The organism is Diaminobutyricimonas sp. LJ205 (assembly GCF_009755725.1).
GTDB lineage: Bacteria > Actinomycetota > Actinomycetes > Actinomycetales > Microbacteriaceae > Ruicaihuangia.
In genome coordinates, this window is record NZ_CP046619.1 from 2,580,670 (window position 1) to 2,594,721 (window position 14,052).

At 65.9% G+C, this 14,052-nt stretch carries 15 protein-coding genes; 5 read left to right on the forward strand and 10 right to left on the reverse strand.

From position 1 onward, the window contains the following. Window positions 1–119 precede the first annotated feature (119 nt). Entirely contained in the window at window positions 120–1,622 is a 1,503-nt protein-coding gene (gene guaB, locus GO591_RS12575) for an IMP dehydrogenase (RefSeq protein WP_157157135.1), read from the reverse strand. 263 nt (window positions 1,623–1,885) lie between these two features. Between guaB and GO591_RS12580 the strand changes: the two genes are divergently transcribed. From GO591_RS12580 to GO591_RS12595, 4 genes are read left to right on the forward strand one after another with little or no spacing between them, the layout of a single operon-like run. Continuing rightward, window positions 1,886–3,169: a branched-chain amino acid ABC transporter permease gene (locus GO591_RS12580; protein WP_157157922.1), complete on the forward strand. Its 1,284-nt coding sequence runs from the start codon at window positions 1,886–1,888 to the stop codon at window positions 3,167–3,169. Between the two features lie 11 nt (window positions 3,170–3,180). After that, complete coding sequence (locus GO591_RS12585) at window positions 3,181–4,161, forward strand: branched-chain amino acid ABC transporter permease (protein ID WP_157157136.1); 981 nt, start codon at window positions 3,181–3,183, stop codon at window positions 4,159–4,161. Next, complete coding sequence (locus tag GO591_RS12590) at window positions 4,151–5,122, forward strand: ABC transporter ATP-binding protein (RefSeq protein ID WP_157157137.1); 972 nt, start codon at window positions 4,151–4,153, stop codon at window positions 5,120–5,122. Before GO591_RS12585 ends, GO591_RS12590 begins: the two co-directional genes overlap by 11 nt. Continuing rightward, entirely contained in the window at window positions 5,119–5,883 is a 765-nt protein-coding gene (locus GO591_RS12595) for an ABC transporter ATP-binding protein (protein ID WP_157157138.1), read from the forward strand. The genes GO591_RS12590 and GO591_RS12595 overlap by 4 nt, the downstream gene beginning before the upstream one ends. 161 nt (window positions 5,884–6,044) lie before the next feature. On the opposite strand, the gene GO591_RS12600 is transcribed toward GO591_RS12595, so the two are convergent. The 4 genes from GO591_RS12600 to groES form a co-directional block, all read right to left on the reverse strand. Further along, complete coding sequence (locus tag GO591_RS12600; protein ID WP_157157139.1) at window positions 6,045–7,325, reverse strand: ABC transporter substrate-binding protein; 1,281 nt, start codon at window positions 7,323–7,325, stop codon at window positions 6,045–6,047. A gap of 178 nt (window positions 7,326–7,503) precedes the next feature. Continuing rightward, window positions 7,504–8,145 (reverse strand): hypothetical protein, encoded by a 642-nt coding sequence (locus GO591_RS12605; RefSeq protein WP_157157140.1) that lies wholly within the window; start codon window positions 8,143–8,145, stop codon window positions 7,504–7,506. A 48-nt stretch (window positions 8,146–8,193) separates the two neighbouring features. Continuing rightward, window positions 8,194–9,120 carry an EamA family transporter RarD gene (rarD, locus tag GO591_RS12610; protein WP_157157141.1) on the reverse strand — a complete coding sequence of 309 codons (927 nt, stop codon included), beginning with the start codon at window positions 9,118–9,120 and terminating at the stop codon, window positions 8,194–8,196. An 82-nt stretch (window positions 9,121–9,202) separates the two neighbouring features. Then, window positions 9,203–9,499 carry a co-chaperone GroES gene (gene groES / locus GO591_RS12615; protein ID WP_123519617.1) on the reverse strand — a complete coding sequence of 99 codons (297 nt, stop codon included), beginning with the start codon at window positions 9,497–9,499 and terminating at the stop codon, window positions 9,203–9,205. A 200-nt stretch (window positions 9,500–9,699) separates the two neighbouring features. On the opposite strand from groES, the gene GO591_RS12620 reads away from it, so the two are divergent. Beyond that, window positions 9,700–10,875, forward strand: coding sequence for a THUMP-like domain-containing protein (locus GO591_RS12620; RefSeq protein WP_157157923.1), 1,176 nt, complete (start codon window positions 9,700–9,702; stop codon window positions 10,873–10,875). Here GO591_RS12620 and GO591_RS16085 read toward each other — a convergent pair. The 5 genes from GO591_RS16085 to tsaB form a co-directional block, all read right to left on the reverse strand. Continuing rightward, window positions 10,872–11,465: a DUF4190 domain-containing protein gene (locus tag GO591_RS16085; RefSeq protein ID WP_157157142.1), complete on the reverse strand. Its 594-nt coding sequence runs from the start codon at window positions 11,463–11,465 to the stop codon at window positions 10,872–10,874. The genes GO591_RS12620 and GO591_RS16085 overlap by 4 nt on opposite strands. Window positions 11,466–11,479: 14 nt before the next feature. Beyond that, window positions 11,480–11,797: a DUF4190 domain-containing protein gene (locus GO591_RS12630; protein ID WP_157157143.1), complete on the reverse strand. Its 318-nt coding sequence runs from the start codon at window positions 11,795–11,797 to the stop codon at window positions 11,480–11,482. A gap of 84 nt (window positions 11,798–11,881) precedes the next feature. Beyond that, window positions 11,882–12,955 carry a tRNA (adenosine(37)-N6)-threonylcarbamoyltransferase complex transferase subunit TsaD gene (gene tsaD / locus GO591_RS12635; protein WP_157157144.1) on the reverse strand — a complete coding sequence of 358 codons (1,074 nt, stop codon included), beginning with the start codon at window positions 12,953–12,955 and terminating at the stop codon, window positions 11,882–11,884. Then, complete coding sequence (gene rimI, locus GO591_RS12640; protein WP_157157145.1) at window positions 12,952–13,428, reverse strand: ribosomal protein S18-alanine N-acetyltransferase; 477 nt, start codon at window positions 13,426–13,428, stop codon at window positions 12,952–12,954. The genes tsaD and rimI overlap by 4 nt, the downstream gene beginning before the upstream one ends. Beyond that, window positions 13,425–14,045, reverse strand: a complete 621-nt coding sequence (gene tsaB, locus GO591_RS12645; protein ID WP_157157146.1) for a tRNA (adenosine(37)-N6)-threonylcarbamoyltransferase complex dimerization subunit type 1 TsaB — start codon at window positions 14,043–14,045, stop codon at window positions 13,425–13,427. Before tsaB ends, rimI begins: the two co-directional genes overlap by 4 nt. Window positions 14,046–14,052 lie beyond the last annotated feature (7 nt).

Sequence of the window (14,052 nt, forward strand, 5' to 3'; positions counted from 1 at the left end):
TCGGCGTCGCGCGAGCGAAGTTTCACGCGCGCAGAGCCGAAAGACTAGCGGCACACAGATGCTCGGCGGCGCCCCGCCTTCCCTCAACGGCTCAACGGGAAACGGACCGGCAGCCGCAATTAGCGGCGGTAGTTCGGCGCCTCGACGACCATCTGGATGTCGTGCGGGTGCGACTCCTTGAGCCCGGCGGCCGTGATCCGCACGAACTTGCCCTTGTTGCGCAGCTCCTCGATGGTGCGCGCGCCGACGTAGAACATCGACTGGCGCAGTCCGCCGAGCAGCTGGTAGGTCACCGAGCCGACCGGGCCGCGGTAGGGCACCCGGCCTTCGATGCCCTCGGCGATGAGCTGCTCGTCGCTCGGGACATCCGCCTGGAAGTAGCGGTCGCGCGAGTACGAGGTCTTCTGACCGCGAGTCTGCATCGCCCCGAGCGAGCCCATGCCGCGGTAGTTCTTGAACTGCTTGCCGTTCACGAAGACCAGGTCACCGGGAGCCTCGTCGGTTCCCGCCAGCAGCGAGCCGAGCATCACAGTCTCAGCGCCGGCGACGAGCGCCTTGGCGATGTCACCGGAGTACTGCAGGCCGCCGTCGGCGATTACCGGCACGCCGGCTTCGCGGGCGGCGAGGGATGCCTCGTACACCGCGGTCACCTGGGGCACACCCACACCGGCAACGACACGGGTGGTGCAGATCGAGCCCGGGCCGACACCCACCTTGATGGCGTCCGCGCCGGCGTCGACGAGCGCCTGAGCGCCCGACCGGGTCGCGACGTTGCCGCCGATGATGTCGATGCCCCGGAAAGCGGAGTCGGCCTTCAGCCGCTTGATGATCTCGATCTCGCCCGCCGAGTCACCGTTCGCGGTGTCGACCACGATGATGTCAACGCCGGCATCGGCGAGCGCACCGGCACGCTCCCAGGCGTCGCCGAAGAAGCCGATCGCGGCGCCGACACGCAGGCGACCCTCGTCGTCCTTGGTCGCGTAGGGGTACTGCTCGGTCTTGTCGAAGTCCTTGACGGTGATCAGACCGGTCAGGCGGCCGTCGTTGTCGACCAGGGGAAGCTTCTCGATCTTGTGCTGCGCGAAGATCGCGACCGCGGAATCCGGGTCGATGCCGGTCGGAGCGGTGATCAGCGACGACTTGGTCATCACATCGCGCACCAGGGTGGTCGACTTCTCGAACTGCGACACGAAACGCATGTCACGGTTCGTGATGATGCCGACCAGCTTGCCGTCGCCCTCGACAACGGGCAGGCCGGACACCCGGAACTGACCGCACAGCGCATCCACTTCGGCGACCGTGGCGTCCGGAGTCGTGGTGACCGGGTTTGTGATCATCCCGGATTCGCTGCGCTTGACCTTGTCGACGAACCGCGCCTGATCCTCGATCGAGAGGTTGCGGTGCAGCACGCCGAGCCCGCCGTTGCGGGCCATGGCAATGGCCATGCGGGCCTCGGTGACGGTGTCCATTGCCGCCGAGATCAACGGTGTGTTGACCCGAATATTGCGAGTGAGGCGCGACGATGTGTCAGCTTCACTCGGGATGACGTCCGTGTGACCGGGCAGGAGCATTACATCGTCGTAGGTAAGGCCGACGAAGCCGAACGGGTCAGGCTGATCCATGTGTTTCCCCTAGAAAAGAGCGAGAACAAAATCCGGATGCTGCGCTGAAACCCGGTAGTCAATGTTAACCGAATGCACGCGCTGCTATTCCAAGCAGTCCATAATGTCCTCTAGCGGTAGTGATTTCCCTGAAACACTGTCGTCACAACCGAGAAGTAACGTCAACGACGACGACACGCCAGTCACAGCGGAACTACCCACCCAACTGGCGTCATGGAGGTCCTGTGGAATCAGCTCGCCAGACGATGACCCGTGTGTTCCGCATGGTGCTCCTCGTCCTCACCGCTCTGCTTGCAGCACTGATCATGCTCTCGGCCGCGCCGCCCGCGCACGCCGATGAGGTCGGTGCCGAAGAGCCATACAAGATCAGCGGCAACGTCCAGTTGGACGGTGAACCGCTCGAAGATGTCCTCATCACGGTCACCGGGGACGGCGTGGATCTCGAGGTGGAGACCGACGCCGAAGGCCAGTGGCGCGTTGGCGTGCCCGAGCGGGCCGAGTACACGGTGACCCTCGTCGAGTCGACTCTGCCCGAGGGCATCGCCGTGGTCGATGAAACCGGCGCAGACGACAGTCCCAATGAGAAGGAGGTCGAGATCGGTCCTGGCGGGCGGGTCACGATGAACTTCTTCATCGGCGAGGGCGAAAGAAACGTCACCAGCTTCTTCGACCAACTCGTCTCACGACTCTTCAACGGCCTGAACTTCGGCCTCATGCTCGGTCTCGCCGCAGTGGGCGCCTCACTCGTGTACGGCACGACCGGCCTCGCGAACTTCGCGCACGCCGAGATGGTGACCTTCGGCGCGATTGTCGCGTTCCTGCTCGGCACGAACCTTGGTGTGCCGTTGCTCGCAGCCATTCCGCTTGCGGTCATCATCAGCGGCGTGTTCGGGTGGGCAATGGATGCCGGCCTCTGGCGCCCGCTCCGACATAAAGGCCTCGGGCTTGTGCAGCTGATGATCGTGAGCATCGGCCTGTCCCTCACGCTGCGCTATGTCTTCCAGTACTACATCGGCGGCGGCACCCTGCAGCTGCCCGGGTCGGCTGAAGCAGAGTTCAACGTCTTCGGCGCCGTGACCATGAGCTGGATCGACGTCGCCAGCATGGCGATGAGTGTCATCGTGCTGGTGGTCTTCGCACTGTGGCTGCTCTACTCACGGATGGGCAAGGCGACCCGCGCGATCTCGGACAACCCGTCGCTCGCGGCGGCATCCGGAATCGACGTCGACCGGGTGGTGCGCTGGGTGTGGATCATCTCGGCAGCGATGGCCGGTCTTGCCGGCATCCTCTACGCCTACTTCCGTCCCGGCATCAAATGGGACATGGGCGCCCAGATCCTCTTGCTCGTGTTCGCGAGCATCACCCTGGGCGGTCTGGGCACGGCGTTCGGCGCGCTGCTCGGTTCGATAATCGTCGGCGTCCTCGTTGAAGTGTCCACTCTGTGGATCCCGTCGGACCTGAAGTACGTCGGTGCGCTCGGACTGCTCGTTGTGATCCTGCTCGTCCGGCCACAGGGCATCCTGGGTCGCAAAGAAAGAATTGGTTAGGGAGGCCCGACATGGATTGGTTGCAGATTTTCTCCAACACGGCGTCATCCCTCCTCGGGCCGGCGACGATCGCTTACGCACTGGCAGCCATCGGATTGGCCGTGCACTTCGGCTACGCCGGCCTGCTGAACATGGGTATCGCCGCCTACATGGCGATCGGCGCTTACGGGTATGCCATCTCCGTACTCACCTTCGGTTTCCCCTGGTGGCTCGGCATCCTGCTCGGGCTCGCCGCCTCCGTGGTCTTCTCGTTCATCCTGGGCATTCCAACCCTGCGGTTGCGCGGTGACTACCTGGCGATCGTGACCATCGCGGCGGCGGAAATCGTCCGACTGCTGTTCCTCACGACGACGTTCGATGAGTTCACCGGTTCCGCCGACGGGCTCAGCGGGTACCACACCAGTTTCCGCGCCTCGAACCCGATCCCGCCGGGAACCTACGGGTTTGGGCCGTGGGTCTACAACGAGACCGGCTGGTGGGTGCGCATCATCGGCATCGTCTTCGTCATCCTCGCCGCCGCGATCGTCTGGGCACTCATGCGCAGCCCATGGGGCCGAGTCATCAAGGGCATTCGCGAAGATGAGGATGCCGTGCGCGCGCTGGGCAAGAACGTGTTCTCGTACAAGATGCAGGCACTCGTCCTCGGCGGCATCTTCGGCGCCCTGGGTGGTGTCGTGTACGCGCTGCCGTCCTCGGTCAACCCCGGCGTCTACGTGACGTCGCTGACCTTCTTCGTCTGGACGGCGCTCCTGCTCGGTGGTGCTGCGACGGTATTCGGTCCGATTCTCGGCTCGGTCATCTTCTGGCTCGTGCAAACCTTCCTGAGCAACGTCCTCCCCGCGCTCGTCCAGTCCGGTGTCCTGCCGTTCATGTCGGTCGTGCAGGCGCAGACCCTGCGGTTCATCATCGTCGGCGTGGCGCTCATGCTGCTCGTCATATTCAGGCCGCAGGGCATCCTCGGCAACAAGAAGGAGCTGACCTTTGTCAAGTAACACGGTCCCTCCCACCGCCCGCGCCAAGACGACCGGCCTGCACCGCGGGGACTTCGTCCCCGGTGTGCCCAAGGTTGACCCGATCATCGTCGCGGACAACGTCACCCGCACCTTCGGCGGTTTGACCGCCGTCGATGTCGACCACGTCGAGATCCCACGCAACGCGATCACGGCGTTGATCGGCCCCAACGGGGCAGGCAAGACCACCCTGTTCAACCTGCTCACCGGGTTCGATAAACCGGATAGCGGGCAGTGGACCTACGATGGCACCGCCCTGTCGGGTGTCCCGTCGTTCAAGGTGTCCCGGCTCGGCCAGGTGCGCACGTTCCAGCTGACCAAGGTGCTGTCACTGCTCACCGTGCTCGAGAACATGAAGCTCGGTGGCCGCCACCAGGCCGGTGAGCGATTCTTCGCGAGCCTGTTTCCAGTGTTCTGGCGCAAGCAGGAGGCCGACCTCGACGACAAGGCCATCGAACTGCTGACCCGGTTCAAGCTGGATGACAAGAAGGAAGACTTTGCGGCCAGCCTGTCCGGCGGACAGCGCAAGCTGCTGGAGATGGCCCGCGCGCTGATGTGCGACCCGCAGCTGGTGCTGCTGGATGAGCCGATGGCAGGCGTGAACCCCGCGCTCACCCAGTCGCTGCTCGACCACATCCTGGACCTCAAGGACCAGGGGATGACGGTGCTCTTCGTCGAGCACGACATGAACATGGTCCGGCACATCGCCGACTGGGTGCTCGTCATGGCCGAGGGCAAACTCGTCGCCGAGGGACCACCGGACGTGGTCATGAAGAATCCCGCCGTCATCGACGCGTACCTCGGTGCCCACCAGGACGTCGACCTCGGCGTGGTGACTGGACGAGTGCAAGGAGAGATGACCGAGGCAGCGGAGATTCTGCTCGCCGACGTCGAAGAGGTCTCCACCCAGGGTGAGACCGACGAGAAGGAGACGACCAAGTGACCAGCACTGCCCCGGCCGCAGCGCCGGCTCCCGCCCCCGTCGGCGCCCCGGTCATCGAGGCCAAGGACATCGTCGCGGGGTACCTCCCGGGCGTGAACATCCTGAAGGGCGCGAACCTGGTCGCCCATAAGGGCGAGCTGATCGGCATCATCGGCCCTAACGGCGCCGGCAAGTCCACGCTGCTCAAGGCCATCTTCGGGCAGGTGAAGGTGCATGAGGGCGAGATTCTGCTCAACGGCACCGACATCACCGGGCTGAAGGCCAACAAGCTCGTCGCCCGCGGCGTCGGCTTCGTCCCGCAGAACAACAACGTGTTCCCGAGCCTGACGATCGAGGAGAACCTGCAGATGGGGCTCTACCAGCGCCCCAAGGCATACAAGGAGCAACTCGAGTTCGTCGTCGGCATCTTCGCGGAGCTCGGCAAGCGGCTCAGCCAGCGTGCCGGCTCGCTGTCCGGCGGTGAACGTCAGATGGTCGCCATGTCGCGGGCGCTGATGATGCGGCCCGAGGTGCTGCTGCTTGACGAGCCATCGGCCGGTCTGTCGCCGGTCCGGCAGGATGAGGCGTTCATCCGCGTCTCCGAGATCAACAAGGCCGGTGTGACGACCATCATGGTCGAGCAGAACGCGCGCCGCTGCCTGCAGATCTGTGACCGCGGTTATGTGCTCGACCAGGGCCGCGACGCCTACCACGGCAGTGGCCGGGACCTGCTGCACGATCCGAAGGTGATCGGGCTGTACCTGGGCACGCTCGGCGAGTAGCTGCCGCACAAGAACTTGAGGGCCTCGGCGAGTACGCCGGGGCTCTCTTGCTGTGCGCTGGTCGAGCTTGCCAGGACCGGTCTCGGCAAGCTCGACCAGCGGCTATGCGACACAAGAGGGGCCCCGGCTTTCGCCGGGGCCCCTCGAGGTTGCGGTGGAGGTTACTCCGCCGCGGTGTACCGGTTGTCCGGGCCGAACTGGTAGATACCAATCGTGGCCTCGGTCGGGTCGCCCACCTCGTTGAAGGTGATCGGGCCCGAGATGCCGTCGTAGTCGGCTTCTCCACCCTCGAGGATGATGTCCGCGCACTCCTGGAACGTCGTGCACTTCTCGCCGTCCTCACCGCCGCCGGAGACCGACTGCAGCTCCGCAGCGATCTCGGTGCCCACGATCGAGTTTGCCTTCAGAGCAGCAAGAGCCAGCAGGATCACCGCGTCGTACGACTCGGCGCCGTAGGTGTACTCGGTCAGCGCCGGGTTGCCCTCCGCCTGCCAGAACTCGTTCAGCTCTGAGGTGAAGTCGGCCAGGTCGTCGACGTTCGTGCCGGGGAAGGTTCCCTTCGCGCCCTCGAGTGAACCGGGCGGGAACTGCTCGCCGAACTGGGCAAGGTTGCCGTCGACGAAGTACAGGTTCTCGCTCGGGAACTGGCCGAAGAGGTTCGGCAGGATGGTCTTGACTTCTTCGAACGTGATCAGGGCGATCGCGTCCGGGTCAGCCGCCAGCAGTTCGCTGAGCTGCGAGTCGAAGCTGGTGTCACCGGTGTTGTAGGTCGGCTGTGCGACCACTTCACCGCCGGCGGCTTCGAACGCTTCCTGCGTGTACTTGGCGAGTCCAGTGCCGTACGAGTCGTTCAGCACGAGCATGCCGAGCGTCTGGTGGCCGTCCGCGGCGATCTCGTTGCCGAGCACCTCACCCTGCAGCACATCGGACGGCGCAGTACGGAAGTACAGGTCGTTGTCCTCGTACGTGGTGAATGCGTCGGATGTGTTCGCCGGCGAGAACTGGATGACACCCTCACCGATCACCTGGTCGATGAACTGCAGCGAGGTTCCCGACGACGCGGCACCGATGATGGCCGATACATCCTCGCTCAGGAGGCGGGGAATCTCGGTCTCATAGGCCTTGTTGTCGGTGTCGCCGGAGTCACCTTCGATGATTTCGATGGTGATGCCGACATTGGCTTCGTTGATCTGGGATGCTGCGTAAGCGACGCCCGCGTTCTCGGGCGGGCCGAGGAAGGCCAGGTTTCCGGTCTGCGGCAGCGCTGTGCCGACCTTAAGAGTCAGGTCGCGCGCCCCTGTGTCGCCGCCTGGCTCCTCGTCCGGGGTCTGAGCGGCACAGCCGCTCAGGACCAACGCGCTCGCGCCCAACAAGGCGAGGCCGCTGAATGCTGCCCTCAGCGTGCGTGAGCGGGATGCTGGGGCCTTCATAAGAACACTCATGTTGCTCCTAGTGTGTGTAATCACAGAACACGTCAGCACGGGCCGCACTGCCGTTACGCAACGGTATTGAGTGATTGGGCCCGGCACAATACATGAGGGTTACATCGGTGTAACAAATATTGCGTTACTCGGCGGTGAACGCCGCTAACCTGCGGGATCCGAACGTATTTCGCCGAGATCAGAGCGCGCGGGCGTACTTGAACGGAAACCCGTCGGTGTGAGCGGCGCTGCATTCGCCGAAGCTTGTGCAATCGGTGCTGCCGGCGTCGATCGCGGCCAGGCCGAAGTCGAGCGAGGCCGCCCCGTCGTCCCCGCTGATGACGGCTGCGAGCGCGATGCGCACGACTTCGTCATACGCCGACAGGGCCGCCCCGGTGAAGTTGTCGACGTTCGGGTCCATCTGCGCGAGTCGGGTGGCCATCCCCTCGTCCGGGGATTCCGACCCGGAGATCGGGATGACGAAGGCGTCGGACGACTCCGCGCCGATCTCGGCGAGGATCACGTCGACACCGCGCGCGACCAGGTCGGCCGAGGCCGCTTCAGCGACACCGCGGTGGATGACCTGCACGGGCGCCCCGTTCACGCCGCCGGCATCGTTGATCTCGCGAACGGCCAGTTCGACGGCCGCAACGATTGCGGCACCGCCGGCGGCGGCATCCGTCTGCGTGCCAATGCGGAGCACGCCGTCACCCGACGCAGCGGGCGCAGACTGCGTCGGTTTCGGCTTCGGGGCGGGAGCGGGTTCGGCAGTGCACCCGGCGAGCGCTCCGGTGATCGCTGCGGCGAACGCGAGGGCGGTGATCAGGGACGTGCGGGGCATGCGGAAGCCTTCCGGTGCGATTGAGGACACCGGCAGACTAGCCAGCCGTCACGCCGGTGTGACGGAGGCGCGGCGGGGTCGCGCAGACAGGAACATGTCAATGCTCAGCACGATGATCGCCACCCAGACGAGCCCGAAGCCGATCCAGCGCTCGAGGGGCATGTCCTCCTGCAGGATGAATGCCCCGAACAGGAACTGCAGCACAGGTGCCAGGTACTGGGTCATGCCCATCCAGGTGAGCGGCAGCCGGCGCGAAGCGGCCGCGAACAACAGCAGCGGCACGGCGGTCACCACGCCGGCGCCGAGCAGGAGAAGGGCATGCCCGGGACCCGCAGTGCCCAGGGTCAGTCCGCCCATCGAGCCCATCACGATGAGCGTGACGATAGCCGCGGGGGTCAGCCATGCGGTCTCCAGTGTGAGCCCGCTGATCGCGTCGACCTGAGACCCGACCTTCTTCTTGACGAAGCCGTAGAGGGCGAACGAGGCGGCGATGATGAGCGCGATCCACGGCACCTCCCCATAGCCGATCGCGATGACGAGCACCGCCACGACAACGAGCGCGACGGAAGCCCACTGCAGCGGCCGCAGCCGCTCGCCGAGCACCAGCACGCCAAGCAGCACCGTCACCACCGGGTTGAGGAAGTAGCCGAGGGATGTCTCGAGGATCTGGCCATTCAAGGCGGCGTAGACGAAGACGAGCCAGTTGATCACGATGAACAGACCGGCGATGGCCATCGCCGCCAGCAGTCGCCTGTTGCGGGCGATCGCAGCGAACGCGCGCCACCCGCGGGTGACACTGAGCAGGATGGCGCAGAAGACCAGCGAGAGTACGACTCGCAAGGCAACAATCTCGACCGGCCCGCTGGGGGCCAGCAGCAGGAAGTAGACCGGCAGCACGCCCCACAGGCCGTACGCGCCGATCGCGAATCCGATGCCAGACCGCCGGTCCATGGCCGGATCTCGAGAAGAAGTCATCGATCAAGCCTATGCGTGGAAAGTTCCGGGAATGACGAAGGCCCGATGGCGAACCACCGGGCCTTCACTCTCGCAGATCGTCTTAGCGGACGATGACCGCGAGCACGTCGCGAGCGGAAAGCACGAGCAGGTCCTCGCCGCCGTACTTGACCTCGGTTCCTCCGTACTTGGAGTAGATCACCTTGTCACCGACGGCGACGTCGAGCGGCACGCGGTTTCCGTTGTCGTCAATGCGGCCGGGGCCGACTGCCACGACCTCGCCCTCCTGGGGCTTTTCCTTCGCAGTGTCAGGGATGACGAGACCGGAAGCAGTAGTCTGCTCCGCCTCAACCTGACGAATGACGATGCGATCCTCGAGCGGCTTGATGGAGACCGACACGGTTGACCTCTTCTTTCTGAGACAAATCCGGGGTTAGCACTCTCACATCGAGTGTGCCAAAACCCAGTGTAGGCAAAGGGTTGGCACTCGTGCAACGTGAGTGCCAACCGTTTCGCTGGTCGAGCACCTTCGAGATCTCGGCAGGCTCGATCAACGGGCGCCTGGTCGAGCCGGCCGAGACCGAGTGGGAGGATAACCAGATGGATGCCGCGGAACTGCGCGAAGTGCTTTCGTTGGAGGGCCTTCGGCTGCTGGACGCCCTGCCGCCCTATGAGAGCTCCGCCGACGTGGTGCGGATGGTGGCCGATCTTCGGAAAGCCGGCCACTCCCCCGGGCTCGTCGCCGCGGTACTGAACCAGTCCAAGCTGCGCGGCCGGGCACGGGCCAAGTTCGGCGACTTCGCCGACCGGATGCTGTTCACCGAGGCCGGCCTGGAGCAAGCCACGCGCCTGCAGGTGGCCGCGCTGCACGCCGGCCGGTTCCAACGCGCCGGGGTGCACTGGGTCGCCGACCTGGGCTGCGGCATCGGCGCGGACGCGATGGCTCTGGCCGCCCTTGACATCGATGTCACCGCGGTTGAGCTCGACGAGGTCACCGCGGCGGTCGCCACCTACAACCTCGCTCCGTTCACCGGCGCGCGTGTTGAGCATGCCGCTGCCGAGGAGGTCGATTTGGCCGGTATCGGCGGCGTCTGGCTGGACCCGGCGCGACGGTCCGAGAAAGTCAGGCTGAAGGACCCCGCGGACTGGTCGCCGTCCCTGGACTTCGCATTCGGCCTGGCCGAGCACTATCCGACCGGCATCAAGCTCGGCCCCGGCATCGACCGCGACCTGATCCCCGCCGACTGTGAGGCGCAGTGGGTGTCGGTCGACCACGAAGTCGTCGAGCTGGGGCTGTGGTTCGGCGCGGTCGCACGGCCGGGGATCGGTCGCGCCGCCCTCGTCATCGGTGCCCATGGCAGCGCCGAGCTGACCGCCTCGGAAGACAGCGCCGATGCCGACACCGGCCCGCTCGGCGAGTACCTCTACGAACCGGACGGCGCCGTCATCCGTGCCCGCCTGATCGGCGACCTGGCCCGTCAGCTGGGCGCACGGATGCTGCATCCGACGATCGCCTACCTGACCAGCGATGCGCGCGCGGACACCCCGTTCGCGAGCCGCTTCAGGATCCGGGAGACACTGCCCCTCGACATCCGCTCACTGAAAAAGGAACTGGCAAGCAGAGATATCGGAACGCTCGAGATCAAGAAACGCGGAGTCGACATCGACCCCGCCTCGCTGCGCGGCAAGCTCGGCCTCAAGGGAACGCAAAACGCCACCCTCATCCTCACCCGACTGGGCGAGAAGAGGGTGGCGCTGCTGGCCGATCGAGACTAGAAGCTGGAGTTCGGAATCGAGCCGAGCACCAGGAACGGCAGCACGAGAATCAGGAATGTGAATAGCAATCCGAACGCGATGCCGATGTAGCCGGTGATGATGCCGGTCAGCCAGAACGGCTTGGCGTGCGGCTCGCGGTTCTGTGCCATGTGACCGGTGATCACCGCGGCGACCGAGGAGAGGAAGCCGAGGATCGGCACCCAGGTGAAGATGATGCCGGCGATACCGGTGATCATCGACACCACGCTGAGCGTCTGGGGCCTCGTAGCGCCCGGAGCGCCGTACGCGGGCTGCCCATAGGCCGGCTGGCCGTACGGCTGGTTCGGCTGCCCGTAAGGCTGATTCGGCTGCTGGCCGTACGGCTGGTTGGGCTGGCCGTACGGCTGGGTCGGCTGCGCCGGGGGCGTGGAGCCGGGCAGCGTGCCGGGGACTGCGCCGCCTGTGGACGGCGCGGCCGGGGGCACCGCGTACGGGTCTGCCGGCGGAGTGTACGGGGCGGAAGGCTGCTCAGCGGGAGTGTCTGCCGGAGGAACGGGTGGAACCCGGTCGGGGTCGTTCTCACTGGGCGGGACTGGTGGAACGGTGCTCATTGGAGTTCCTTCTACTAGCGGAGCGAGTTGAGGTTGTTCAGGTCGTTGAAGTCGTTGGGATCGAAGTTCGCAAACCACACCGCAAACGCGATTGCGGTGATGATGCCCACGACGAGACCGATGTAGCCGACGATCAGGCCGGCGATCGCCATCCCGCGACCGGATTCACCGGTTCGCTTGATCTGGCTGAGCGCGATGTGACCGCAGATGATCCCCGCAAGCGAGATGCCAACAATCGACGTCACCAGCGAGATGATCGACAGAACGTTGTACTTCTGGCCGACTGGCGCGGGCTGGTACGGCGGTGGCGGGGCGGCAGGGGGCATTGTCATCAGTGAAACTCCTTGGTGTTTGGGCCATCGTCCCACCGGCGTAACAGGGGTGTCAACGAAACTGAGCGGCGCGTCGCAACCCCGTCATGCTTGGATACTCGTCACCGGGAGTGTGGAGTCCGCCCCGAAATCGAGCCCGGAGGGGGCGTGTCCGGCCTCGATCAGTTGGGCTCCGAGTGCGGCGATCATGGCGCCGTTGTCGGTGCAGAGCGACAACGGAGGGATGCGCAGGGCGATGCCCGCGGCATCCGCTCGTTCGATCGCCACCTCGCGGAGCCGCGCGTTTGCGACCACGCCACCACCCAGCAGCAGTCGCGGTACGCCGAGGTCGGTGCACGCCGCGATCGCCTTGGTGACGAGCACGTCGACGACGGCTTCCCGGAAGCTCGCCGCGACGTCGGCGATCGGCACGTTCTCACCGGCGTCCTGCCGTTGCTCGACCCAGCGCGCGACGGCGGTCTTGAGGCCGGAGAACGAGAAGTCGTAGCGGTGCTTCTCCATGTCCTTCGGCAGGCTCAGCCCGCGCGGGAAGCGGATCGCTTTCGGGTCACCGGATGCCGCGGCCTTGTCGATCTCCGGACCGCCCGGGTAGGGCAGCCCAAGCAGACGGGCGACCTTGTCGAACGCCTCCCCTGCCGCGTCATCGATGGTCTCGCCGAGCAACTCGACGTCGCTGGTCAGGTCGCGCGCCAGCAGCAGCGAGGTGTGCCCGCCGGACACCAGTAGCGCGACCGTCGGGTATTCGACGTCATCTCCGGAGAGGATGTCGGCCCCGACGTGGCCGACCAGGTGGTTGACCCCGTAGAGCGGCTTGCCGAGCGACACCGCCAGCGCCTTCGCTGCGCCGACGCCGACCATGAGCGCACCGGAGAGGCCAGGGCCGCTGGTCACCGCAATGGCGTCCACGTCGTGCAGCGACACTCCCGCGGTCTCCAGCGCCGTGGTCAGGGTGGGTGTGAGCGCCTCAAGGTGCGCGCGGGCGGCGACCTCGGGAACGACGCCGCCGTAGCGAGCGTGCTGGTCCATCGAGGAGGCGATGGTGTTCGCCAGCAAGGTGCTGCCGCGGACGAGGCCGATTCCGGTTTCGTCGCAGCTGGTCTCGATGCCGAGGACGAGCGGGCCAGTGCCCACCCCTCCCTGAGCCTGTCGAAGCGTCATGCCGGGGTCACCTCCGTGTCGGGCACACGCAGTCGCATGATGATCGCGTCCACGTTGTCCGGCTGGTAGTACCCGGCGCGCACGCCGATCCGATCGAAGCCGAGTGAGGTGTACAGGGTCTGGGCTCCGGGGTTGTCGGCGCGCACCTCGAGGAAGACCTGCTCGGCGCCCCGGCGACGGGCCTCGTTGATGAGCGCAAGCATGAGCGTCCGGCCGAGGCCGTGGCGGCGGGCAGAGGGGGCGACGGCAATGGTCTGGATGTCCGCGTCGGGAGCGCGAAGCGGGGAGAGCAGCCCGGCATAGCCCTCGATGACGCCCGCCTCGGTGACGGCAACCAGGTAGTAGCGGTGATCGCCGGTGACCTCGTCGGTCATGTTCTCGGTGGACCAGGCGTCACTCTCGAAGATGCTGGTTTCGAGGGCCATGATCCCGTCGATGTCCGCGGCGGTCGCGGTGCGCAGCAGCCAGGTCATCCGGTCACCCGCTTCGGTCCGGTGGACAGCGTGACATCGGGTGAGCGCAGGTAGAGCGGTTCCCGGCCGGCGAAGGGTCGCTGGTTCACGAACATGGTCTCGGCGAGCATGCCGAGGGCGCCGGCGGAGACGAAGGCGGCGTCGATCCGGCGGTAGGACTCGAGTTCGGTGACGACTGAGGCGAGGTCATCGGGTTTGGTGAGCGAGGGTCCCTGTGCCCGCACGGGCAGGCCCGCGGCATCCGGTGTCCTGTACGCCGACCAGTACACCTCACGGCGCCGGGCGTCGGTAACCACCAGCACCGGCTCGGTCTGGCCCCAGGCGATCGCGTCGTGGCTGACCACGCGGACGACGGGTTTGCCCGCCCCGAAGGCGAAGGCTTCGGCGGCGGCGATGCCGACGCGGAGGCCGGTGAACGGGCCGGGGCCCATGCCGACCGCGACACCGGACAGGGCGGTTACCGTGGTGCCGGACTCGGTGAGGCACTTCTCGATCAGGCTGCCGATCACTTCGGCGTGGCTGCGGGTGTCCTCGGTGGAGTGCTCGGCGAGGACACCGCCGTCGCGGTCGACGACGGCGACGCTCGTTCCGGCGGAGGTGTCGATCGCGAGAAGCACGGAATCA